Raw genomic sequence first — 23,188 nt, 5'->3', positions numbered from 1 at the left:
AAAAACAATAAATCAATTAATTAAGATGTTTTTTTAGCCAACTATTAACACTTTGACGGGTATATAAAATATCTTTAAATAAACGGTGAGTTTGATGCTGAAGCAGTTTTTCTTTATTTGTTTCCCCTGAACTCAGCTGGCTATGGTTATCATTAAAACGCGAAATTAACGCAAAACCTTGTTCTGACTTTTCAGGCTGAGATTTAATTGTTTGCGTTAACAAAGCTCGCACATCATCTGCAGCAAGCAATGACGAATCTTGCAAACCCATTAACTCTTTTCTTAGCGCTGTTCTTACGCCCATTACAACTTCTCCTGAACGAATAAAAAATGAAACGGACATGCATTTAGCAATTTGTACACCAATTCCAAACGCGCGCAGTGTACCCAGTAAATACTGCAGTTTTTTTACTGTTTAGAAAAATGTCAGATTATTTATTGCTGCAAATTTTAACCGCTTGAAGAGCTTAAAAATTTAATCTTGGTTCAATTGAGTGCTAGGCTTTATAATGGCTGCGATTGAATTAAGAGAGACCAACATGAACGAAGATTTCATCGAAATTGAACTAGAAGAAGAGCCAATAGAGCTATGTAACTTGCTAAAAGTGCTCGACCTAGTCGAAACAGGCGGCCAAGCAAAAGCCTTAATTGGTGAAGGTTATGTTGGGGTTAACTATGAAATTTGTACAATAAAACGGAAAAAATTATACAGTGGTGACGTGCTGGCTTTCGATGGTGAGTTGTTCCAATTGACACTAAGCGAAGATGCAACACCAAATCCTCGCCCACCAGAACCAGTACAAAAAGCACAACCACAAAGCTCTGAAGAAGCGCCAAAAAAATCGAAGCGTAAACGTACTAAAAAACCAAAAGTAGACGAAAAAACCGGTCGCCGCCCTATCTCTTTTGGTTAACAAGAGCTTGCTTAGTTAGCATAAATCACCTTTAATTGAATGCGATTATAACAACAATAAAAGGTGATTTATGAATCCTCCAGCTTGGCTCAAGCCACTCGCTTGGGCAGCCCTTGTATGGAATCTTTTAGGTGTCATTGCATTTATAATGCAACTGTTGATCACACCCGAAATGATTAACCAACTCCCCGAAGCACAACAAGCCGCATACCGCGACATACCGCTCTGGTCAACGGCTGCCTTTGCGATAGCCGTGTTTGCAGCAAGCTTCGCGAGCATCTTATTACTGGTAAAAAAAGCCCTTGCGCGCGAGTTATTTTTAATCTCGTTTATCGCCGTATTAGTCCAGCAATATTATAATTTTGTGGTGATAGATAGCCTTGCTATGTTTGGTACTAGCGCATTAGCAATGCCATTGTGTGTTATCGTTATTGGTTTACTATTACTGTTTATTAGCCATAAAGGTAAACAACAAAACTGGCTTAACTAAAAACACTTATTTCTGAGGGTAGTTTAAAGTGACTACCCTTTTTATCTGCCTCCTTCCCTTGAAATAAATCACATCAGCAGCAACTATATTAGGTAGCATATTTTTTCATCAGCTAGATGAATTTCTCAGCTGGTATTAAGTTTGCAATAACACTGTGTCTATTTCGAAAAGGAAACAACAAAGCAAGCCAAATTGCTTGCTCAAACCACAGGGGCAAATAATGAATAACAGTTTTGATACCCAAAAACAGCTTACGATTAATGGTGAGCAATATCATATTCACTCTTTACAAGGTTTAGGCGACAAAGCAAAACGTCTGCCATTCTCTCTAAAAATCTTACTTGAAAACCTGTTGCGCAATGAAGATGGCGTTAATATTAAAAAGCAAGATATCGATGCTTTACTAAACTGGGATCCACAAGCGAAACCATCAGCAGAAGTCGCGTTTACGCCCGCTCGCGTTGTAATGCAAGATTTTACCGGCGTACCCGCCATTGTCGATTTAGCCGCGATGCGTGATGCCATGGAAAAACTTGGCGGCGACCCTGCGAAAATTAATCCACTGTCGCCTGCCGAGCTTGTTATTGACCACTCTGTGCAAGTTGACGGCTACGGTGAAGATGGTTCATTCGACTTAAATGCAAAACTTGAATATGAGCGTAACAAAGAGCGTTACGAATTTTTACGCTGGGGGCAAACTGCCTTCGATAACTTGAAAGTCGTGCCACCAGCAACCGGCATCGTACACCAAGTAAATTTAGAATATTTAGCCCGCGTGGTATTTAACGATAGTAAAAATGGTAAATCACTCGCCTACCCAGATACCCTAGTCGGAACCGATTCGCACACCACCATGATCAATGGTCTTGGGGTACTAGGCTGGGGTGTCGGTGGTATTGAAGCCGAAGCCGCAATGCTTGGTCAACCGATTAGCTTACTCATTCCACAAGTGGTTGGCTTTAAGCTCAATGGTCGCCTGCCAGAAGGCACAACTGCAACCGACCTTGTACTAACCGTGACAGAAATGCTGCGTAACCATGGCGTAGTAGGTAAATTTGTTGAGTTTTATGGTGATGGTCTTGCTGATTTACCGCTTGCAGACCGTGCAACTATTGCAAACATGGCGCCTGAGTATGGTGCAACCTGCGGTATTTTCCCAATTGATGATGAAACCATCAACTACCTACGTTTAACTAACCGCGATGACAAACAACTCAAACTCATCGAGGACTATGCTAAGCACCAAGGTTTATGGCGTAACCCTGGCGATGAGGCTCATTATACCGACACACTAGAGCTATCACTTGATGATGTTGTGCCAAGCCTTGCCGGACCTAAGCGCCCGCAAGATAGAATTGCCCTTGATAAAGCAGGTAGCATTATTGGTGAGCACTTAAAAGGCTTTCAAGAAGAACGTATGCAACATCGCGATAAAAGCGATGTTCAAGAGGCGCGCATTGAAGATGAAGGCCCAACCACTAACCCTGATGAGCCAGTAAACGAAGCACAGTTTATGGGCGCAGCTAAGGTTAACTTTAAAGGCGAAGAGTTTGAGCTTAATGATGGTGCTTGTGTCATTGCTGCAATTACAAGTTGTACAAACACGTCAAACCCAAGTGTTATTTTAGCTGCTGGCCTAGTGGCTAAAAAAGCCAAACAATTAGGCTTAAAGGTTAAGCCATGGGTTAAAACCTCACTTGCTCCTGGCTCACAAGTGGTGACTGATTACTTGAAAAAAGCCGACTTAATGGATGATTTAGATGCGTTAGGCTTTAACCTTGTCGGTTATGGTTGTACAACCTGTATCGGTAACTCAGGCCCACTAGCTGATGAAATCAGTGAAGCTATTCAAAAGCATAAACTAGTTGTAAGCTCTATTTTATCGGGTAACCGTAACTTTGAAGGCCGTATTCACCAAGATGTGAAAATGAACTTTTTAGCGTCACCACCGCTTGTGGTTGCATACGCAATTGCTGGCCGTACAGATATCGACGTTTACAATGAGCCGCTTGCGCAAGACCCTAATGGTAATGACATTTATCTAAAAAATATCTGGCCAAGTGTTAGTGAGGTAAACGAACTCGTCCGCGAAACTGTCACCAAAGAAATGTTCGCATCAAGCTATGGCAATGTGTATCAAGGTGATGATCGTTGGCAGAAAATTCAAATTCCTGATGGCAACCTTTATGATTGGGATGATGCGTCAACCTACATCAAAAAAGCACCTTTCTTTGATGGCATGGAGATTGAGCCTCCTGGTATTCCGAGCATTAGTGGTGCGCGCTGTTTAGCAAAATTAGGTGACTCAGTAACCACTGACCACATCTCGCCAGCAGGTGCAATTAAAGCAGATGCCCCAGCAGGTCTTTACTTACAAGAGCACGGCGTGCAAAAAGCACAATTTAACTCGTATGGTTCGCGCCGTGGTAACCACGAAGTGATGATGCGTGGTACTTTTGCTAATGTGCGTTTACGTAATCTATTAGCACCGGGTACCGAAGGCGGTGTGACCCGTATGCAACCAAGTGATGAGCTCGCCAGTATTTATGATGCAGCGATGCAATATCAGCAAGATGGTACGCCACTGATTATTTTAGCGGGCGCGGAATATGGCACAGGCTCATCACGCGACTGGGCTGCTAAAGGTTCACTTTTACTTGGTGTTAAAGCCGTTATTGCACAAAGTTATGAGCGTATTCACCGTTCAAATCTGATTGGTATGGGTGTTTTACCCCTACAATTTAAAGAAGGTGAAAGCTATGAGTCACTCGGTTTAACCGGCCAAGAGTCGTTCGATTTTGAAGGCTTATACGACAAAACCAATGAAGTCAGTGTGATTGCCACTAACAGCGAAGGCAAACAAATTAGCTTTAGTGTTGATGTACGTATAGATACCCCGAAAGAATGGGACTACTACAAACATGGCGGTATTTTACAGTATGTTCTGCGTAATATGCTGGCTGAGCAGTAATTGCATTTAAGTTAACTAAGGGGCTGAATTTTCAGCCCTTTTTTACAATAAATTGCAGTTTAGGCCAACACACTTATTTACAAAAAATGAAAAGCGCATAAAAACCAGCGCGTTAAAATTAGACAAATAACCGACACTTGCTTGATTTAGAACAATCCTCTTAATGACAACAGTACCTACACTTTAATTAAGGCTAAAGTGAGGTGCTTGTATGACTGAACAAACCATCATTCGAATCTTAAAAACCTTTATTATTTTAGGTATTTGTCTAATCATTTTGGGGCATTCTTTATTAGCCGGCAATTACTTAAGTGATAGCATGGGTATACATGGCATTATGATAAGCGCAGCGTGTATTGCTGTTGGTGTGCTGTTCTCGTTACCCACCAAAATTTATCTCACTATTTTACTGATGAAAATGGAAAGCGATCTCACAGCTCAAAACAAACAAAGCTAATTCCCACCTTGCTCTTTGAGCTGCTGCTCAAGTTGCTTATTACGTTGCTCCATAAGCTGTTTTACTTGCTCAGCATCTTGCATCATCTTTTGTACATTTTTAGGGTCGTATACCCCAAGCACTGAAGGTACTTCGTCAGTTTTAACTGTTGCTGCTTGCTTTTCATCAGCTTGAAAAGTCTCTGCAGGTAACACAGTTATATCGTTCGGATCCAAAGTTACTGTAGTACTAACGTAATTAGGGTGAGGGGTATCAGCATAGTGCCACTGACCATGTTCATCTTGCCATTTATACACGACGACAGGTGCATCCGCGTTTTTGCTAAAGCTCAACTTCTCAGTGAACTTTTTTGCTTGGCTGGTCAGTGTATCGGCACCTTGCGAAGCAAAATCACTCACATCACCACTTACTTTTTCTGCGTAACGCTCGAACATGCTCAGCTCTAGGTAAGGTTTACCGTCTGGCTTTTTAATGTAAAACAGCAGGGCAACACTGGTCAGTAGCAACATAACCGCAAGATAACAAAAACGCTTAATCATTCCATTTACCGATTATTGGTAGTTACTCTCAATCTTAGCAAATTCACCGGATGATTTAAGATTTTTCATAAATTCGTTAAATTGCTCGCTCATATGCTTACCTTTTTCATTGTATGTAAACTGTAATTGCATCGGCGCTCTACCCACACTGTAATCACTTACCGTGAATTTCTTAAAGACATGATTTCTTGAGGCATACCACTGCAATGTGTTTTTTGAGATGACGGCAACACGTTGATTTTGCTGCATATCGACTAAAGCATTCAACATATCTATTTCAGAGTAAAAATCTTCACGATGCAACTTGCCAGCTGCAAACAATGCTTCAAATTGCGGGTAAGTGTAACCAAAGCGAGCCATCAACACATAGCCGCCGAGCTCATCAATCGCTGGAATATGACAACCTCTGGGCATAACTAAAATATCTTCAACAATCGCAATACTATCACTCCAATAATATTGATTATCTCCACGATACCATTGCTCAGACTCTAAACGAACATCAACCTGACCCTCATCAAGTAAATGCTGCGAACGCACTTCTGGTACCAGCATGTACTGAAGATCATAATTATATTTTTCGGCAAAGCGGCTTAATAGGTCAGCGACTAGGCCTTTTTGACCGCTATCTACAAAATGATAAGGTGGGTAATCCGTGTCATACAACGCAACACGTAAAGTTTCTGCTCGCACTAAAGGCGTAATTAATAGCAATAATAAAAAAACAACGGCACGACTCATAATTTTCTCTCATAAAATTGAGCCAGGGATTGTATATAAATAGCACAAAAAAAGCGCAGGCTAAGCTGCGCTTTGAGAAAATTCTGATAGGAATTTAGGATTAGATACCGTCACCATCAATATGTAAGCCACATTCACGGTTTAAACCGAAGAAACGCGTTTCTTCTTCTGTCATGCCTGGCTCAAGTTTACGGGTGGTGTGAACATCACCCATAGACACATAACCTTGCTCCCAAAGCGGGTGATACGGCAAATCATGCTTAGTTAGATACTGATAAATATCGCGGTTATTCCACTCGATAAGTGGGTACACTTTCACTGTGCCACGGCTAATTTCAACAATTTGCTTATCAGCACGGCTTGATGACTGGTCACGGCGCAAACCACTAAACCAGGTGCCTGCTTCCAGCTCGTTTAAAGCGCGAGTCATTGGCTCAACTTTATTCAGTTGATTGTATTGCTTAATACCGGCTTCACCTTGCTCCCAAAGTTTACCAAACTTCGCTTCTTGCCACGCTGGGCTAAGCTTAGCTTTATAAACTTTAAGATTAAGCGAAAGTCGCTCCGTCATTTGCTCGATGAACTGATAGGTTTCAGGGAACAAATAACCCGTATCAGTCAGTACCACAGGAATATCTGGCTGCTGTGATATCACTAAATGCAACATCACCGCCGCTTGAATACCAAAGCTCGACGACAAAAAGTGCGTGCTTGGTAAGTTTTCAAGTGCCCACGCAACACGCTCTTCTGCGTTTTTATCAGCCAGAAGACCATTAATATCAGCCAACATAGCTGTTTGGTCTTCTTTGCTCATCGTTAAGATGTTTTTAAATTCACTCATGGTTAATTCCAAACCTTAAAGCGGTGTCGCTTATAAAATTATGCGTGAAAATCGGTTACTGAAACTTTAACTTCAGCAACAATGCCTTTGCGAATTACAAAATCACCAAAGCACTCGCCTTCATTACGCTCACTTGCCCATTGGCCAATTAGCTTATCGAATGCCTCTAGGTATACGTCTTCGCCAACATTTTCTAAATACAATTTTGGAATACGCGTGCCTTCGCGGTTACCGCCTAAGTACACGTTGTATTTACCCGGACCTTTACCAACCAGACCCGCTTCTGCCAACATGGCGCGGCCACAGCCATTCGGACAACCCACGACACGCATAATGATGTTGTCATCGCTAATGCCGTGCTTAGCTAATAGCGCTTCTGTTTTCTCAATTAAGCTTGGTAAATAACGCTCTGCCTCAGCCATCGCTAGCGGACAGGTTGGTAATGCCACACACGCCATTGAGTTTTTACGCTGCTCTGTATGGCTGTCATCAATTAAGCCATGGTTGCGAGCAATCTCTTCGATTACCGCTTTTTGATCAGCCGGAACACCTGCGATGATCAAGTTTTGGTTTGCAGTCATGCGGAAATCACCTTGGTGAATTTCAGCAATTTTACGGCAACCTGTTTTAAGAGGTTGATTTGGGTAATCTAAAATACGGCCACTTTGGATAAACAGCGTTAAGTGGTGCTTACCATCAATACCTTCAACCCAACCGATACGGTCACCACGGTGAGTGAACTCATACGGGCGGCTTTGCTGAAATTGAATACCAGCACGTTTTTCAACTTCTGCTTTAAATACATCAGAACCTACACGGTCTAGTGTGTATTTAGTTTTCGCATTTTTACGATTTGAGCGGTTACCCCAATCACGTTGTACAGACACCACGTGCTCAGCAATTTTTAACGTGTGCTCAAGTGGAATGAAACCAAAGTCATCTGCTTTACGAGGATACGTTGCTGTATCACCGTGAGTCATCGCAAGACCACCACCCACTAACACGTTAAAGCCAACCAACTTGCCGTTTTCTGCAATTGCCACGAAGTTTAAGTCGTTCGCATGCACATCCACTTCATTGTTCGGTGGAATTGTTACTGTGGTTTTAAACTTACGCGGTAAGTAAGTTGAACCTAAAATTGGCTCTTCAGTGGTTTCACTCTTTTCACCATTTAGCCAAATTTCAGCGTATGCTTTGGTTTTTGGTAATAGGTGCTCAGAGATCTTCGCTGCCCACTCGTACGCTTCTTGATGAAGCTCAGATTCAACTGGGTTCGTTGTACATAATACGTTTCGGTTTACATCGCCCGCCGTTGCAATTGAGTCAATGCCCACGCTATTGAGCATTTGATGCATGCCTTTAATATTTGGCTTAAGTACACCATGGAACTGGAACGTTTGACGCGTGGTTAAACGAATACTGCCATAGCTGGTTTTCTCTTCAGCAAACTTATCAATCGCTAACCATTGCTCTGGCTTGATGATACCGCCAGGCATACGAGCACGTAACATTACGTTATGTAACGGCTCTAATTTTTGTTTAGCGCGCTCAGGGCGAATATCACGGTCATCTTGCTGATACATGCCGTGGAAACGGATCAGTTGGAAGTTATCAGCAGTGAAGCCACCGGTGATCTCGTCTTTTAAATCTTGCTCAATTGTGCCACGTAAAAAGTTACTTTCTCTTTTCAAACGCTCGTTATCAGAAAGCTTTACGTTTTTCTCTTGTTCGCTCATGGTATTTCCTAAATTTGTTACAGTGACGGCTGTTAGCTTTAAACGTGATTAGTACACGTCTTTCTGATAGCGATTTGCGCTACGTAAATCTTTTAAATATTGCTCAGCTTGTTCATCATCTTTGCCGCTATTTTCTTTGATAATGTCTACAAGCGCCTGATGAACATCTTTCGCCATACGGTTTGCATCACCACAGATATAGAAATGAGCACCCGCTTCTAACCAAGCAAATACTTCTTGGCTGTTTTTGCGAAGTTTGTCTTGAACATATACTTTTTCCGCTTGGTCACGGCTAAACGCCACATCCACTTTTGTCAGTAAACCTGACTTCAAGTAACCTTGAATTTCTACTTGATATAAAAAGTCTTGGGTAAAGTGTGGGTTACCAAAGAATAACCAGTTTTTACCGCTTGCTTCACGGGCATCACGCTCTTGTAAAAACGCACGGAATGGGGCAATACCTGTACCCGGACCTACCATGATAATTGGCGTTTCATCATTAGCCGGTAAACGGAAGTTATCGTTATGCTCGCTGAATACTTTTACTTTGCAGCCTTCTTCAGCACGACGTGCTAAATAGCCAGAACAACCACCTAAGTGCTCGCTACCGAATGCATCAAACTCAACCAGGCCCACCGTTAAATGAACTTCTTCTTCAACTTCTGCTTGGCTAGATGCAATCGAATATAAACGTGCTTGTAGTTTACGTAAGCAGTCTACTAAGGTTTGTGCTTCAAGCTGAGCTGGGTTTTGACGAATAATATCGAAGATTTGGCGAGGCTCAATGTACTCACGCATTGCCGCTTTATCTTCAACTAGCTTTAATAAATCAGGGTTGCCCGTTGCTGTTGCATATTTTTCAACAAAGCCAGGGTATGACTGAGTTAATTCTAATTTTTCGATTAATGCATCACGAATACTTAGTTCTTCGTCGCCGAGTTTAACCGTACTAGATGCATCGATTTGTGTAAGCGCAAGGACTTCATCAACAAGCGCTTCGTCATTTAAGAAGTAAACGCCTAGCGAATCACCCGGTGTATAGGTGATGTCTGAACCTTCTAATGAAATTTCAACATGACGCACATCTTTGGTTGAATCACGACCGGTAATTTTTTGCACAACGCTTAGCTCTGCAGCAAATGGGTTTTGCTTGGTGTATTGGCTTGCTGCTGGTGCCGCGGCACCAAATGGCATCGCCACAACTTGACCACCACTTGCTTGCTGCTGCGCTTTAAGATCAGGTTCAAACGCATCAAGTGCACCGTCAATCCACTTAGCAGCTTCATCATCGTAATCAACGTCTAAGTCAGCACGCTGGAAAATAGTTTCTGCACCAAGCTTGTTAAAACGCTCTTCAAAATCTTTTGCTGTTTGGCAGAAGAACTCGTAGCTTGAATCACCTAAGCCGATCACAGCCACTTTAACACCATCTAGTTTTGGTGCTTTTTTAGTCGTTAAGAATTCATGCAGACTTTCAGCGTCTTCTGGTGGTTCACCCTCACCGTAAGTTGAAACAACAACCGTGATGAACTTTTCTTTTTTCAGGGCAGTTGGTTTGTAGTCAGCCATGTTTACTAACTTAACCGTTAGACCGCGCGACTCTGCTTGCTCTTTTAACTTACTTGCCACGCCTTTTGCGTTACCCGTTTGCGAGCCGTATAAAATAGTTAGCGGCGGTGCATCACCTGCAGCTGGAGCGGCTGCAACACCACCGGTTAATGCACCTGCGTTGGCATTTGCAGCTAAGTAACCACTTACCCACGCTTGCTGAATTGGATTAAGTTCAGCCACTAAGCCTTGCAGCTTTTGTACTTGCTCTTGCGATAGCGGGCTCGCCGCTGCATTTAGTTGACTTAACAACATGAATTTATTCCTCGTAACCCTGAAAAGTTAACTGCGAAACGAACTTGCTACCGTCATTTCGCGAACAATTTTTTCGACTTTAAAGACCTAATAAAAACGCTTTAAAGGTTTATCTGAGCGTGAAGAATAACGAGGTCTGAGGCGATTAAAAAAGAATAGAATCTGCTTTGATATTCCATTTAGTTATTAATTTAGTATTTATCCAAAAAAAACATGTTAAAAGCAAAAATTCCCAAATAAGAAACTTTTATTAATTAACATTATTGCAACATGAGACAATTAGCCTATACTCGCTGTGTTCATTTTAAGAACAGCAATAACTATTAAAAAATATGAAAAGGAAAATACAATGTCACACGGGACATGTAAAAAATATATGCTAGCCAGTGGCTTGCTGTGCCTAGCGAGTTCAGCATTGGCAAATGTTAATAACGCCAGCTTCGAAAGCTGGTCAGCAAACATCCCTGCAAGCTGGAGCACCATAGATAGCGGTATTAGCCTTAGCGCTAATAGTAATGTGGTTTACTCAGGTAATTACTCAGCGCAAGTCGTGGTTAATACTGGCACGCAAAGTAATACCGATTTACAGCAGCTAGTTGATGTAGTGGCGGGTGAAACTTATGAGTTTTCAGCTTGGGTTTACCATACAGAAGGCGGCGTAAAAGCTCGCTTAGTGGTTGATGGCTATCAAGGCTATTCTAATTCAGCATTAACTAATCAATGGCAACAAATCAGTTATCAGTACACAGCCTCTGCTACCACATCAATTAATGTTGGCCTGCGCTTTTACGACGTAACTGGTTTTGATGGTAGCGAAGTAGTTTATGTAGATAACTTTGCACCAAGCACTGGCGCAACCCCACCACCTTCGGGCAGCTGCGCCTATAACCAAGTGTCTTTAACCCTCACTACCGATAACTATGGAGAAGAAACCAGCTGGCAAATCACCAATAGCCAAGGTAGTGCAGTAGCATCAGGCGGCAGCTATGCAGCAAATACTCAGTACAGTGAGCAAGCATGTTTAACGGATGGTGACTATAGCTTTACTATTTTTGATAGTTATGGTGATGGCATATGCTGCTCATTCGGCAATGGCAGTTACAGCCTTTCATTAGGTCAAACAGTACTTGCCAGTGGTGCAAGCTTCCAAAGCTCAGAAGCAACGCCGTTTAGCCTAGGCGATAGCTCAGGCGGCGGTGACGGTGGTGGTACAACCCCAACAGAGCCATCGGGATACTATGTTACAACGCAAGGCCTTAGTGGTTATGCACTAAAAACAGAGTTATACAACATCATTAAAGATCACAACTCACAAGGCTATTCTGCGATTTGGAGCTTTTACGATGTTGCTTCACGCGATAAGTATTTTGAAAACGACAACTCTATTTTAGATCGTTATTCAGAAAACCCTGCAGGCCAAGACAGCTACAACTATGTTGCTGTGAGCGACCAATGTGGGACATACAACAGCGAAGCAGACTGCTACAACCGTGAGCATTCTTTCCCGAAAAGTTGGTTTGGTGGAACAATTGAGCCAATGAATTCAGACGTACATCATATTTTTGCCACTGACGGTTATGTCAATTCAAAACGCAGTAACTACCCATTTGGTGAAGTAGCTAGTGCAAACTATACCTCTAGTAACGGCAGCAAAGTAGGTAGTGCAGCCAGCTCATTAAATTACTCAGGAACGGTTTTTGAACCAATTGATGAATTTAAAGGTGACTTTGCAAGAGCGTACTTCTATATGGCAACACGCTATGAAAACGTGATTGGCTCATGGCAAAACAACACAACCTACAGTAACGCTGTACTGAATGGTTCATCTAATCAGGTCTTTGAGAGCTGGGTCGTTACTATGTTATTAAAGTGGCATAACGAGGATCCCGTTAGCCAATTAGAGCTTGACCGTAACCAAGCCGCTTATGAACATCAAGGTAACCGCAACCCATTTGTGGATCACCCAGAATTTGTAGAAATGATTTGGTAACTTCGTTAAGCCAAGGCGCTTAGTTTCGGCTAAGTGCCTTTTTTCAGTCAAGCATAATGACTTTGTTTTCGTGAATTAACTCTGATACATAGCGTTTTTCTAAATGCCACGGATGACGCTTCCAGCCCTGAAAACCAAAACCTGCTATATGCACTTTTGAAAACAATTTAAGGTAGTGAACAATCGCTAAAGTTCCTGAACTTGGGCAATATGGCTTATGTATTGTTGGCCCTAACGTTAATAGATACTCAAGGACTGATTGGCGAAATTGCTGGGTTAACCTTTCTTGCTGCAAACCTGTGCCATAGTGCTTAAACAAAGCGTCACCATGGTCAAGCCGGCTTTGACGGCGGATCAGTTTGAATATGTGCTGCATAAGTAAATTTGGCGCAGGATCAGTGACGACAACTTTACTTATCCCTTCAAGCGGCATCACAAGCGGATCAGTAAGTAAGCTTTGCGCCTGCCTTCCTCGGCCCAGTAGCCAAAGATCAGTGCACCGCCTACCTAGGTGCGTAGGCATTGCTGCACAGCGGTTAAAACGAACGACACGAGGGCAACAATCAATCAGCTCAGCAAGCTCGGTATTTATTGGGCCATTACCTATAATAATTATCTCTGGCTGCTCATTCATGATGCAGAAACTCCGTTTCAATCCTTAAAACAGTATTATTTCACCCAACCTTTGTGACCTAATAATGACAGCTCATAATAATTCTAACGAATGTGAAAAGCGCTTATGCGCAACAAGTAAATTATTACCGACTTGAGATTGGGCACTATAGCCAAGAAGCTGTAACACCTGCTTTAACAGTGCTTGATGCTGCTGTTGTTTTGAATGGTTTACTACTTCTAATACCTCCAGCATGGCCAGTGCATAGCTAGAGCCTGATTGGAGTGATTGCCAAATACGCGTTTGTATTTCAATAACTTGATAAATTGAAGTTTTATAAGTATTAATCTGCAAACTTAATAGATAGTTTTCTAATGGATTCATTGTAGCGCCCTTTTAAAAACGCCACTTTAAAAGCTCAAGTTAGGTTGAGGTAAAGTGTTTTTTTATTAGTTTTTACTCCACTTATTCATTATTTCTTTAAATAATCTAGCATCCTTGTCTTCACAAGGTCTGGGCGAACCGCTTGGCACTCCAGATTTACCAAACACCGAATTAAAATCGATGCCATAACACATACCATTTAGCACCTCGATGCGCTTGCTGCCATCACCACTCTGCCAAACGACTTTTGCCTTATCTGATACTGTTAATTGCACAGGTACAGATATCCTGCCTACAGACGAATTATTATTTGCGGCGTTCACCAGACCAAATAGCGATGCATTAGAAGAGTCATTTTCAAACTTAAGTTCTGGAATTGGCGCATACGGGTTGAGCTTTTTAAAGGGTACTTCGGTTATTTTTGAGTGTTCAGGTGCCTGATCAGGCTTTGCGACCTCAGTTGTCACTTCTTGGGATTCACTAACTGAGTATTCAACAACCTTAGCATCTCTTTTCTGCTTAGGACTGCTATGAGGGGTTTCCTCTCTTAGCGGCAAAGCCTTCGCTTCATCAACTATTTCTGGCGGCTGATCCGATAAACGTTTGTCTTGAGTCTTCTGCAAACTTGGTAGCTTTGTTAAATCGACACTCACATACGCGTTGATTACCTTGGGCGGTTCAGCGACTGCGGGAAGTTTCACAGACTTTCCATATCGAGCAAATAACAATAAAAGCATAGCATGTAGCGTAATCGAGATGATCCATGCTTTGTAATTCCCTTTTAACACCCAAGCGCCTCGCTTTTTATTTTTAAGAGTGTCAGATGAGTGAAATAGTTCATCAGAAAATGGCGGTAAGCGGTATTTTAAAAACAAAAAGCCCCAGCAGATGCCGGGGCTTTTTAGTAAGGAAACTTAATTAAAAATTAAGCTTTCTTTGGACGCTCAACAACGTCTACTAAAGTCCAAGACTTAGTCTTAGAAATAGGAGCGCACTCAGAAATAGTAACTACGTCACCAGTTTGAGCTGTGTTGTTTTCGTCATGTACGTGTAGTTTAGTCGTACGTTTGATGAATTTTCCATATACTGGATGCTTCACGTAACGTGCGATAGCAACAGTGAAAGATTTATCCATCTTGTCGCTGATTACACGGCCTTGAAGAGTACGGATTTTATCGCTCATTATTGACCTGCCTTCTGGTTAATAACTGTTTTTACACGCGCGATATCGCGACGTACTGTTCTTAGCGTGTGTGTCTGAGCTAACTGACCAGTGCTTGCTTGCATGCGCAGGTTGAACTGCTCACGAAGAAGTCCTAGAAGTTCAGCATTTAGCTCTTCTACGCTTTTGTCTTTTAGTTCGCTAGCTTTCATTACATCACCGTCCGAGTTACGAAAGTTGTTGTGAATGGTAATTTACGCGCTGCAAGGTTAAATGCTTCACGAGCAAGCTCTTCAGAAACACCTTCCATTTCGTAAAGTACTTTACCAGGTTGAATTTCAGCAACCCAATATTCAACAGAACCTTTACCTTTACCCATACGAACTTCTAATGGTTTGTTCGTAATTGGCTTATCTGGGAATACACGAATCCAGATTTTACCTTGACGCTTTACGTGACGTGTCATAGCACGACGAGCTGCTTCGATTTGACGAGCAGTCATACGGCCACGGCCAGTAGCTTTCAAACCGAAAGTACCGAAGCTTACTTTGTTACCGTTTTGCGCTAAACCGCGGTTGCGGCCTTTGTGCATTTTACGGAATTTTGTACGTTTTGGCTGTAACATTACTCGCTACCTCTACTTAGCACTTTTTTTGGCTTTCTTTGGCGCGCGTTTAGCTGGCTTCTCTTGCTCTTGTACTAGTGGTAAACCACCAATAACTTCGCCTTTGAAGATCCAAACTTTAACACCAATGATACCATAAGTGGTTAAGGCTTCAGAAGTTGCGTAGTCGATATCAGCACGAAGAGTATGTAGAGGTACACGACCTTCACGATACCATTCTGAACGTGCGATCTCAGCACCGCCAAGACGACCGCTAACTTCAACTTTGATACCCTTTGCACCAATGCGCATTGCATTTTGTACCGAACGCTTCATAGCGCGACGGAACATAACACGACGCTCTAGCTGTGACGCAATACCGTCAGCTACTAGTTGTGCATCAAGTTCAGGCTTACGAACTTCAGCGATATTAATCTGAGCCGGAACACCTGCAATCTTAGTTACTGCTTGACGTAGTTTTTCAACGTCTTCGCCTTTTTTACCGATAACAACACCAGGACGAGCTGTGTGAATTGTTACACGGATAGATTTAGCTGGACGCTCGATAACGATTTTAGACACAGAAGCCGCTTTTAATTCCTTAGTAAGGAAAGTACGTACTTTGTGATCGCCAAAAAGCTGATCAGAGAAATCTTTTGAATTCGCGTACCAGGTAGAAACCCAAGGTTTAGAGATACCTAGGCGAATACCAGTAGGATGAACTTTTTGTCCCATTACTTATACTCCTAGCTATCTGAAACCACAACAGTGATGTGGCTTGTACGCTTAAGGATGCGGTCTGCGCGTCCTTTAGCACGTGGCATAATACGCTTCATTGTTGGACCATCGTCCACAAAGATCGTAGTTACACGAAGCTCATCAATGTCAGCACCTTCGTTATGCTCTGCGTTAGCAATAGCAGACTCAAGTACTTTTTTAACTAATACAGCCGCTTTTTTAGGGCTGTACGCCAGGATTTCTAGAGCGCGATCAACCGGAAGTCCGCGGATCTGATCTGCAACTAGACGTGCTTTTTGCGCCGAACCAGAGGCGAATTTATGTTTAGCTAATGCTTGCATTTATCATTCCCCTCTTAACGTTTCTTCGCTTTCTTATCCGCAGCGTGACCGCGGTAAGTACGAGTTGGTGCAAATTCACCTAGTTTGTGACCGATCATTTCGTCTGTGATGAACACAGGAACGTGCTGACGACCATTATGGACAGCGATGGTCAATCCGATCATGTTAGGTATGATCATTGAACGACGGCTCCAAGTTTTAATTGGCTTCTTGTCACCGCTTTCCAACGCTTTCTCTACCTTCTTCAGCAAGTGTAGGTCAATAAAAGGACCTTTCTTGAGAGAACGTGGCATGGCTATTCCTCAACTATTATTTAGTACGACGACGTACGATAAATTTATCAGTACGCTTGTTCTTACGTGTCTTAGCACCTTTAGTCGGTTTACCCCATGGAGACACAGGATGACGACCACCAGATGTACGACCTTCACCACCACCGTGCGGGTGATCTACCGGGTTCATGGCAACACCACGAACTGTCGGACGGATACCACGCCAGCGATTTGCACCAGCTTTACCTAGTGAACGAAGCATATGCTCAGCATTACCTACTTCACCAAGTGTTGCGCGACAGTCAGCTGGAACTTTACGAACTTCGCCAGAACGAAGACGTAGAGTTACGTATTGACCTTCACGAGCAAGGATTTGAACGTATGCACCAGCAGAACGTGCGATTTGCGCGCCTTTACCTGGTTTTAATTCTACGTTGTGAACAGTCGAACCTACAGGCATGTTACGCATTGGTAACGTGTTACCAGCTTTGATTGGTGCATCAATACCAGATTGGATTGAATCACCAGCTTTTAAGCCTTTAGGTGCAATAATGTAACGACGCTCACCGTCTGCATATAATACAAGAGCGATGTTTGCGCTACGGTTTGGATCATACTCTAGACGCTCAACAACAGCTGGAATGCCATCTTTAGTGCGTTTAAAGTCGATTACACGGTAATGATGCTTATGACCACCACCGATGTGACGAACCGTGATACGACCTTTGTTATTACGACCACCAGACTTAGAGTTTTTCTCTAGTAGTGGTGCGTAAGGTTTACCCTTATGTAGATCTGGGTTAACCACTTTAACCAGGTGACGACGACCCGCAGAAGTTGGTTTACACTTTTGAAGTGCCATAATTCTAACTCCCCTTATTACTCGGCGCCGCCGACAAAGTCTAGCTCGCTACCTTCTTTAAGAGTAACGTAAGCTTTCTTCCAGTCTGAACGACGACCGAAACGCATGCCAGTACGTTTTGTTTTACCCTTAACGTTTAGTGTGCGAACACCAGTTACTTCTACTTCAAAAAGCTTTTCTGCTGCAGCTTTGATTTCAGCTTTAGTTGCATCAGAAGCTACTTTGAAAACAATCGTGTTGTTCTCTTCAGCAGCGATAGTGCTTTTCTCAGAGATGTGTGGAGCAAGGATCACTTTTAAAAGACGTTCTTCACGGATCATGCTAGCGCCTCCTCAAGTTGCTTAACAGCAGCAGCTGTAATAAGTACCTTATCGAAAGCGATTAGGCTTACAGGATCGATACCAGCTACATCACGCGTGTCAACCTTGTATAGGTTACGTGCCGATAAGAAAAGATTCTCATCTACTTCTTCAGTCACGATTAGAACATCTTTAAGCTCAAGTTCTTTAAGCTTAGAAACTAGTTCTTTAGTTTTTGGTGCTTCAAGACCAAACTGCTCAACAACGATTAAACGCTCTTGACGAACTAATTCAGATAAGATGCTTTTGATCGCACCGCGGTACATTTTACGGTTTACTTTTTGGCTGTGATCTTGTGGTTTAGCTGCGAAGCTAACGCCACCTGAACGCCAAATTGGGCTACGAATTGTACCAGCACGTGCACGGCCAGTACCTTTTTGAGACCATGGTTTTTTACCACCACCGCTTACTTCAGAACGTGTCTTCTGAGCACGAGTACCTTGACGAGCACCTGCTGCGTAAGCAACAACTACTTGGTGTACTAATGCTTCGTTAAACTCACGTCCAAAAGTAGCTTCAGAAACTTCAAGAGCGCCAGAAGCGTCTTTAATTGCTAATTCCATCACTAAATCTCCAGGACTTATGCTTTAACAGCTGGTTTAACGATAACGTCACCGCCGATAGCGCCAGGTACTGCACCTTTAACTAAAAGCAAGTTACGCTCAGCGTCAACGCGAACTAGTTCTAAGTTTTGAGTCGTTACACGCTCAGCACCCATGTGACCGGCCATTTTCTTACCTTTAAACACCTTACCAGGTGATTGGTTTTGACCGATTGAACCAGGAGCACGGTGAGATAGAGAGTTACCGTGAGTAGCGTCTTGCATGCTGAAGTTCCAGCGCTTAACACCACCTTGGAAACCTTTACCTTTAGAAGTACCGGTTACGTCAACTTTGTTGATTTCGTTGAATAATTCAACAGTAAGCTCAGCGCCTACTTCAAAATCGCCTTCACCACCATTTAGGCGGAATTCCCACAGACCGCGACCCGCTTCAACACCAGCTTTAGCGAAGTGACCCGCTGCTGCTTTGTTTACACGGCTTGCTTTTTTAGTGCCTGCGGTTACTTGAAGCGCGTTATAACCGTCAGTTGCTTCAGATTTGATCTGAGCAATGCGGTTAGGTGTCGCTTCGATAACTGTCACAGGGATAGATACACCATCTTCAGTGAAGATACGTGTCATACCCACTTTACGACCGACTAGACCTAATGCCATTTTCCTAAAACCTCTCTAATCTTCCGATTAACCCAGGCTGATTTGAACATCAACACCAGCAGCAAGATCTAAACGCATTAGAGCGTCAACAGTCTTGTCAGTTGGTTCTACGATGTCGATCAGACGTTTATGGGTGCGGATTTCGTACTGATCACGCGCGTCTTTGTTAACGTGCGGTGAAGTTAGTACAGTAAAACGTTCAAAGCGTGTAGGTAGTGGGATTGGACCACGTACTTGTGCGCCAGTGCGTTTCGCAGTTTCCACGATTTCCGCCGTTGATTGGTCAATCAAACGGTGGTCAAAAGCTTTTAGGCGAATACGAATGCGTTGATTTGACATTCTTAAACCTCAATATAAAGAGCATTTAAAAAGAGCATAAAAAAACGACCGAAACAATCTTAATAACTAAGATGTCGGCTGCTTTCTTATATCTACGATGAATTCCAAATCGGAATTCCTGTTTATTAGCTTGAAATCCAAGCTTAATCTTTCCTTCCAAGTTCCCGAGGGAATTTTGAAAGCCTGCGTATTATAGATAGATTGGTGATAAATGCAACAACTATTTTGAAAATCTCAAAGGTCTAAATTAAATTTTGTTTAATTTTCGAACTTTATCAATAACATTAGCGTCTTTAAATTATACTTGTGCGAGTAAAGAGGCTAGAAAATCGCTTTTAAATGGTCAGTCCAGTTAATAATTGTTATTCTATGCCGCTTATTTTTGACCAGACTCGGTCTATTTAATATCTACTAATAACTTTGGTGAGTTGATGCGTATCATTAATCGTTGTTTAAATTTCATTTCTGCCGGTATGAACCGCTTGTTTGTAAAAAGTAAGGTGCTGCCAGAAAATCCGATTGAACAATACAATCTAAACCCAGCCAACCCTACTTTTTATATTGTTAGGCTAAATGCACGCTCTGATTTAGCGGCACTGGCAAGGGTATGTAAAAAATACGGCTTACCTAACCCGACCGAAGAGCAGTTATTAGGTAATGCAGAACTTGATCGCTTTATCGGTATTCAAAACCCACCACCGCTATTTGGTAACAAAAGCAAACCAAGCAATGCCCTGCAGCAAGGCAAACAAATTATTGACCACCTGATGCAATCAGGTGAGAAAAACGTCCAAGTGATCCCAGTGACAATTTTATGGGGCCGCAACCCAGGCAAAGAAAAGCCAGGTTTAGGTACTTTGGTGTCTCATTCATTAACACCCAGCTGGTTTCGTAAATTCTTTGTGTTGCTATTCTCAGGGCGCGATAACTTTATCCGTTTTAGCCAACCGCTCGACTTATCGTTATTGGTCAATGAAAAAGCCGATGTTGATGAACTACCTCATAAGCTTTTACGTGTAGCCCGCGTGCACTTTCGTCGCCAAAAATTGGCAGCGACAGGCCCGAAAATGCCATCACGTGAGCAGCTATTTAATTCGCTACTTGCCTCACCAACAATAAAAAAAGCAATTCAAATAGAAGCGAAAGAAAAAAACATCAGCCAAGAGCAAGCTCGCCAAAATGCGCTGAAGCTACTTGATGAGATTGCCGCCAATTATAGCGATGCCACCATTCGTGTTGCAGACCGTATTTTAACTTGGCTGTGGAATAAGCTTTATAACGGGATTGATATTAAGTTTTCTGAGCAGGTGCATGAGCTTACAGATAAAGGCCACGAGATTATCTATATGCCATGTCACCGATCGCATATGGATTACTTATTGCTGACCTATTCTATTTACCACTTAGGCTTAGTTCCGCCGCATATCGCTGCCGGTATCAACTTAAATTTCTTCCCGGCAGGGGGAATCTTCCGTCGCAGTGGTGCTTTCTTTATTCGCCGCTCATTCGCGGGCAATAAATTGTATTCGTCAGTATTTAAAGAGTACCTGAGCCAGTTATTTATCAAAGGCTATTCAGTTAAGTTCTACACGGAAGGTGGTCGTAGCCGAACTGGTCGCTTGTTACCGCCAAAAACTGGTATGCTCGCTATGACATTACAAGCTATGTTACGTGGCATAGACCGCCCTATTTCGATTGTGCCTGTATACATTGGTTATGAGCACGTAATGGAAATTAATACTTACTTAAAAGAGCTTGCCGGTAACGATAAAAAAGGTGAGTCGGTATTAGGTATCTTTAAGGCAATTAAAAACCTTAAAAACTACGGTCGTGGTTATTTAAACTTTGGCGACCCTATATCGATAAACCAATATCTCAATGATCAACAACCTGATTGGCGAGAGTCGATTCACCCAACTGATGTTCAGAAACCACAATGGCTTGGACCACAAGTCGCTAACCTCGCTGATAAGGTAATGGTTAATATTAATAGCGCCGCTGCACTCAATGCAGTGAATCTACTTGCGATGATATTACTGGTAAATGATAAACACGCGCTAAGTAAACCTAAGCTGATTGCTCAGCTTGAGTTTTATTTACATTTACAACGTAGCGCAAGCTACAGTGAAAAGGTGACCACACCAGACGAAAGCGCCGAGCAGCTATTAGAGCATGCACTTAAACTTAATAAGTTTGATGTGATCAGTGACGAGTTTGGCGAAATTATCGCGATTAACGATAAAGAAAAAACACTGTTCAACTACTACCGTAATAACGTGTTGCACTTATTTGCAGTACCGAGCTTATTGGCGCTGCATTTATTCAAAGCACATCAAACGACCATGGCTGATTGCCAAGCCTTGATTGCACGTTTTTACCCACTGTTTGCCAAAGAGTGGTTCTTGCATGAGTTAGATGAAAACTACATTACGCGCGTACTTGCAAGCTTCGTTGATCAGGACCTGATTGAAATTGATGGCGATAATATCAAGATCACTAACAGCAACGACTGCTTAGCGAAACTCGAAATGCTCGGTCGTGCCCTAAGTTTAACACTACAACGCTACGCTATCGTGGTTGGCTTTATTCAAACTAGCAGTGGTATTGAGCGTGAAGAGCTTGAACATGAAAGTCAAGTGTTAGCAGAGCGCTTAGGCACCTTGCACGGCATTAAAACCCCAGAGTTCTTCGACAAAAAAGTACTTATTGGTTTTATTTCAAGCTTGCGAGAGCAAAAGCTAATTACCGAAACAGAGCAAGGCTTAACGGGTAGCAATGAGCTGTGTGAAGTGTATTTATATCTTAAAGCATTGCTGCCAGCACGGGTCTGGCAGTCAATTGACGATATAGTGCAAAGCCAAGCTCAGCACGTAAAAGATTAACGCTGACGCATAACCCCTTCTTGGATCGTTGAGGCAACCAAATTGCCTTGACGGTCAAAGAACTGACCTCGCACCAAACCACGACCAGAGCTCGCACTTGGGCTATCAATCGAATATAAAATCCAATCGTCTAGTCTAAACGGGCGGTGAAACCACATTGCATGGTCAATCGTTGCAACCTGCATATTCGGCTGCATAAACGATACGCCGTGCGGCTGTAATGCAGTTGGTAAAAACTCAAAGTCAGATGCGTACGCAAGTAAGTAATTATGAATACGCTGATCGTCAGGCATCTCACCATTAGCTTTAAACCAAATATGCTTAACTGGCTCCATCACTTGTGGTTTGAATGGGTTATGAAAGGTCACAGGACGCATTTCAATTGGTACTTCTCGGATGAACTTATTTCGAATTGGTTCAGGAATAAGCTCTGCATTTGCTTGGTAAAATTCAAGCGATGACTTTAATTCTTCAGGCTGTGGTACATCAGGCATCTGCGCTTGATGTGATAAGCCCTCTTCTTCACCTTGGAAAGAAGCAGTCATGTAAAAAATCGGCTTACCATATTGAATTGCTTTTACACGGCGAGTACTAAAACTTTTACCATCACGTATATTCTCTACATCATAGACAATCGGCTTTGCAGCATCACCTGGGCGCAAAAAGTAAGAGTGTAAAGAGTGAACAATACGCCCTTGTGGTAATGTTTCTTTTGCGGCAGATAGAGCTTGGCCCATTACTTGGCCACCGAATACAGCTCTAAATCCTAAATCTTGGCTTTGCCCGCGATACAAGCCTTGCTCAATCTCTTCTAACGACATTAATGACAGTAGGTCATCTAATACTTGGCTCATTTATTTATCCTCAATCCCGA

At 42.6% G+C, this 23,188-nt stretch carries 27 protein-coding genes; 6 read left to right on the top strand and 21 right to left on the bottom strand.

The features are described from left to right. Positions 1-16: 16 nt before the first annotated feature. On the bottom strand, positions 17-304 hold the full coding sequence (locus tag AOG27_RS07450; RefSeq protein WP_054552385.1) for a hypothetical protein: 288 nt from the start codon (positions 302-304) through the stop codon (positions 17-19). A 235-nt stretch (positions 305-539) separates the two neighbouring features. Between AOG27_RS07450 and AOG27_RS07445 the strand changes: the two genes are divergently transcribed. The 4 genes from AOG27_RS07445 (at position 540) to AOG27_RS07430 (ending at position 4,832) form a co-directional block, all read left to right on the top strand. Beyond that, positions 540-914 (top strand): RNA-binding S4 domain-containing protein, encoded by a 375-nt coding sequence (locus AOG27_RS07445; protein WP_054552554.1) that lies wholly within the window; start codon positions 540-542, stop codon positions 912-914. Positions 915-984: 70 nt separating this feature from the next. After that, entirely contained in the window at positions 985-1,404 is a 420-nt protein-coding gene (locus AOG27_RS07440; protein ID WP_054552384.1) for a hypothetical protein, read from the top strand. A gap of 220 nt (positions 1,405-1,624) precedes the next feature. Next, positions 1,625-4,375 (top strand): aconitate hydratase AcnA, encoded by a 2,751-nt coding sequence (acnA, locus tag AOG27_RS07435; protein ID WP_054552383.1) that lies wholly within the window; start codon positions 1,625-1,627, stop codon positions 4,373-4,375. 211 nt (positions 4,376-4,586) lie between these two features. After that, on the top strand, positions 4,587-4,832 hold the full coding sequence (locus AOG27_RS07430; protein ID WP_054552382.1) for a hypothetical protein: 246 nt from the start codon (positions 4,587-4,589) through the stop codon (positions 4,830-4,832). Here the strand turns inward: AOG27_RS07430 and AOG27_RS07425 are convergent. The 5 genes from AOG27_RS07425 to AOG27_RS07405 all read right to left on the bottom strand — a co-directional run bounded on the left by AOG27_RS07425 (position 4,829) and on the right by AOG27_RS07405 (position 10,552). Next, positions 4,829-5,371 (bottom strand): DUF4124 domain-containing protein, encoded by a 543-nt coding sequence (locus AOG27_RS07425; RefSeq protein ID WP_054552381.1) that lies wholly within the window; start codon positions 5,369-5,371, stop codon positions 4,829-4,831. The two genes, AOG27_RS07430 and AOG27_RS07425, sit on opposite strands and share 4 nt — an antisense overlap. Before the next feature lie 12 nt (positions 5,372-5,383). Beyond that, on the bottom strand, positions 5,384-6,112 hold the full coding sequence (locus tag AOG27_RS07420) for a substrate-binding periplasmic protein (protein WP_054552380.1): 729 nt from the start codon (positions 6,110-6,112) through the stop codon (positions 5,384-5,386). A 100-nt stretch (positions 6,113-6,212) separates the two neighbouring features. Then, on the bottom strand, positions 6,213-6,953 hold the full coding sequence (locus tag AOG27_RS07415) for a phosphoadenylyl-sulfate reductase (protein WP_054552379.1): 741 nt from the start codon (positions 6,951-6,953) through the stop codon (positions 6,213-6,215). 38 nt (positions 6,954-6,991) lie between these two features. Next, positions 6,992-8,689: an assimilatory sulfite reductase (NADPH) hemoprotein subunit gene (cysI, locus tag AOG27_RS07410; protein WP_054552378.1), complete on the bottom strand. Its 1,698-nt coding sequence runs from the start codon at positions 8,687-8,689 to the stop codon at positions 6,992-6,994. 48 nt (positions 8,690-8,737) lie between these two features. After that, positions 8,738-10,552 carry an assimilatory sulfite reductase (NADPH) flavoprotein subunit gene (locus tag AOG27_RS07405; RefSeq protein ID WP_054552377.1) on the bottom strand — a complete coding sequence of 605 codons (1,815 nt, stop codon included), beginning with the start codon at positions 10,550-10,552 and terminating at the stop codon, positions 8,738-8,740. Between the two features lie 349 nt (positions 10,553-10,901). Between AOG27_RS07405 and AOG27_RS07400 the strand changes: the two genes are divergently transcribed. After that, entirely contained in the window at positions 10,902-12,542 is a 1,641-nt protein-coding gene (locus tag AOG27_RS07400) for an endonuclease (RefSeq protein WP_054552376.1), read from the top strand. A gap of 43 nt (positions 12,543-12,585) precedes the next feature. Here the strand turns inward: AOG27_RS07400 and AOG27_RS07395 are convergent, their stop codons facing one another. From AOG27_RS07395 to rpsJ, 14 genes are all read right to left on the bottom strand, one after another. Next, positions 12,586-13,176, bottom strand: a complete 591-nt coding sequence (locus tag AOG27_RS07395) for a hypothetical protein (protein WP_054552375.1) — start codon at positions 13,174-13,176, stop codon at positions 12,586-12,588. A gap of 72 nt (positions 13,177-13,248) precedes the next feature. Continuing rightward, positions 13,249-13,539 carry a hypothetical protein gene (locus tag AOG27_RS07390; protein ID WP_054552374.1) on the bottom strand — a complete coding sequence of 97 codons (291 nt, stop codon included), beginning with the start codon at positions 13,537-13,539 and terminating at the stop codon, positions 13,249-13,251. Positions 13,540-13,604: 65 nt separating this feature from the next. Then, positions 13,605-14,414, bottom strand: a complete 810-nt coding sequence (locus AOG27_RS07385) for a hypothetical protein (RefSeq protein ID WP_152967123.1) — start codon at positions 14,412-14,414, stop codon at positions 13,605-13,607. Positions 14,415-14,464: 50 nt separating this feature from the next. Then, positions 14,465-14,722 (bottom strand): 30S ribosomal protein S17, encoded by a 258-nt coding sequence (gene rpsQ / locus AOG27_RS07380; RefSeq protein ID WP_054552372.1) that lies wholly within the window; start codon positions 14,720-14,722, stop codon positions 14,465-14,467. Then, positions 14,722-14,913 (bottom strand): 50S ribosomal protein L29, encoded by a 192-nt coding sequence (gene rpmC / locus AOG27_RS07375; protein ID WP_054552371.1) that lies wholly within the window; start codon positions 14,911-14,913, stop codon positions 14,722-14,724. The genes rpsQ and rpmC overlap by 1 nt, the downstream gene beginning before the upstream one ends. Beyond that, positions 14,913-15,326, bottom strand: a complete 414-nt coding sequence (gene rplP / locus AOG27_RS07370) for a 50S ribosomal protein L16 (protein ID WP_036974208.1) — start codon at positions 15,324-15,326, stop codon at positions 14,913-14,915. Before rplP ends, rpmC begins: the two co-directional genes overlap by 1 nt. 12 nt (positions 15,327-15,338) lie before the next feature. After that, positions 15,339-16,040: a 30S ribosomal protein S3 gene (gene rpsC / locus AOG27_RS07365; RefSeq protein WP_054552370.1), complete on the bottom strand. Its 702-nt coding sequence runs from the start codon at positions 16,038-16,040 to the stop codon at positions 15,339-15,341. 11 nt (positions 16,041-16,051) lie between these two features. Then, entirely contained in the window at positions 16,052-16,384 is a 333-nt protein-coding gene (rplV, locus tag AOG27_RS07360) for a 50S ribosomal protein L22 (protein WP_004588690.1), read from the bottom strand. A 14-nt stretch (positions 16,385-16,398) separates the two neighbouring features. Continuing rightward, a complete protein-coding gene (gene rpsS / locus AOG27_RS07355) occupies positions 16,399-16,677 on the bottom strand; it encodes a 30S ribosomal protein S19 (RefSeq protein WP_010376377.1) in 279 nt (92 codons plus the stop codon). 16 nt (positions 16,678-16,693) lie between these two features. Continuing rightward, positions 16,694-17,518, bottom strand: a complete 825-nt coding sequence (gene rplB, locus AOG27_RS07350) for a 50S ribosomal protein L2 (protein ID WP_054552369.1) — start codon at positions 17,516-17,518, stop codon at positions 16,694-16,696. Positions 17,519-17,535: 17 nt separating this feature from the next. Further along, positions 17,536-17,838, bottom strand: a complete 303-nt coding sequence (gene rplW / locus AOG27_RS07345; protein WP_054552368.1) for a 50S ribosomal protein L23 — start codon at positions 17,836-17,838, stop codon at positions 17,536-17,538. Next, entirely contained in the window at positions 17,835-18,440 is a 606-nt protein-coding gene (rplD, locus tag AOG27_RS07340) for a 50S ribosomal protein L4 (RefSeq protein WP_054552367.1), read from the bottom strand. Before rplD ends, rplW begins: the two co-directional genes overlap by 4 nt. A 17-nt stretch (positions 18,441-18,457) precedes the next feature. Then, positions 18,458-19,093 carry a 50S ribosomal protein L3 gene (rplC, locus tag AOG27_RS07335; RefSeq protein WP_036974218.1) on the bottom strand — a complete coding sequence of 212 codons (636 nt, stop codon included), beginning with the start codon at positions 19,091-19,093 and terminating at the stop codon, positions 18,458-18,460. Between the two features lie 27 nt (positions 19,094-19,120). Beyond that, on the bottom strand, positions 19,121-19,432 hold the full coding sequence (rpsJ, locus tag AOG27_RS07330; protein WP_002957900.1) for a 30S ribosomal protein S10: 312 nt from the start codon (positions 19,430-19,432) through the stop codon (positions 19,121-19,123). A 431-nt stretch (positions 19,433-19,863) separates the two neighbouring features. On the opposite strand from rpsJ, the gene plsB reads away from it, so the two are divergent. Beyond that, complete coding sequence (gene plsB, locus AOG27_RS07325; RefSeq protein ID WP_054552366.1) at positions 19,864-22,314, top strand: glycerol-3-phosphate 1-O-acyltransferase PlsB; 2,451 nt, start codon at positions 19,864-19,866, stop codon at positions 22,312-22,314. On the opposite strand, the gene tesB is transcribed toward plsB, so the two are convergent. Further along, positions 22,311-23,168, bottom strand: coding sequence for an acyl-CoA thioesterase II (gene tesB / locus AOG27_RS07320; protein ID WP_054552365.1), 858 nt, complete (start codon positions 23,166-23,168; stop codon positions 22,311-22,313). The two genes, plsB and tesB, sit on opposite strands and share 4 nt — an antisense overlap. Positions 23,169-23,188: the final 20 nt, after the last annotated feature.

This window comes from Pseudoalteromonas lipolytica, assembly GCF_001306915.1.
GTDB lineage: Bacteria > Pseudomonadota > Gammaproteobacteria > Enterobacterales > Alteromonadaceae > Pseudoalteromonas > Pseudoalteromonas simplex.
The sequence above is the reverse complement of the archived record's forward strand: the minus strand, read 5'-3'. Positions and strand labels throughout refer to the sequence as shown.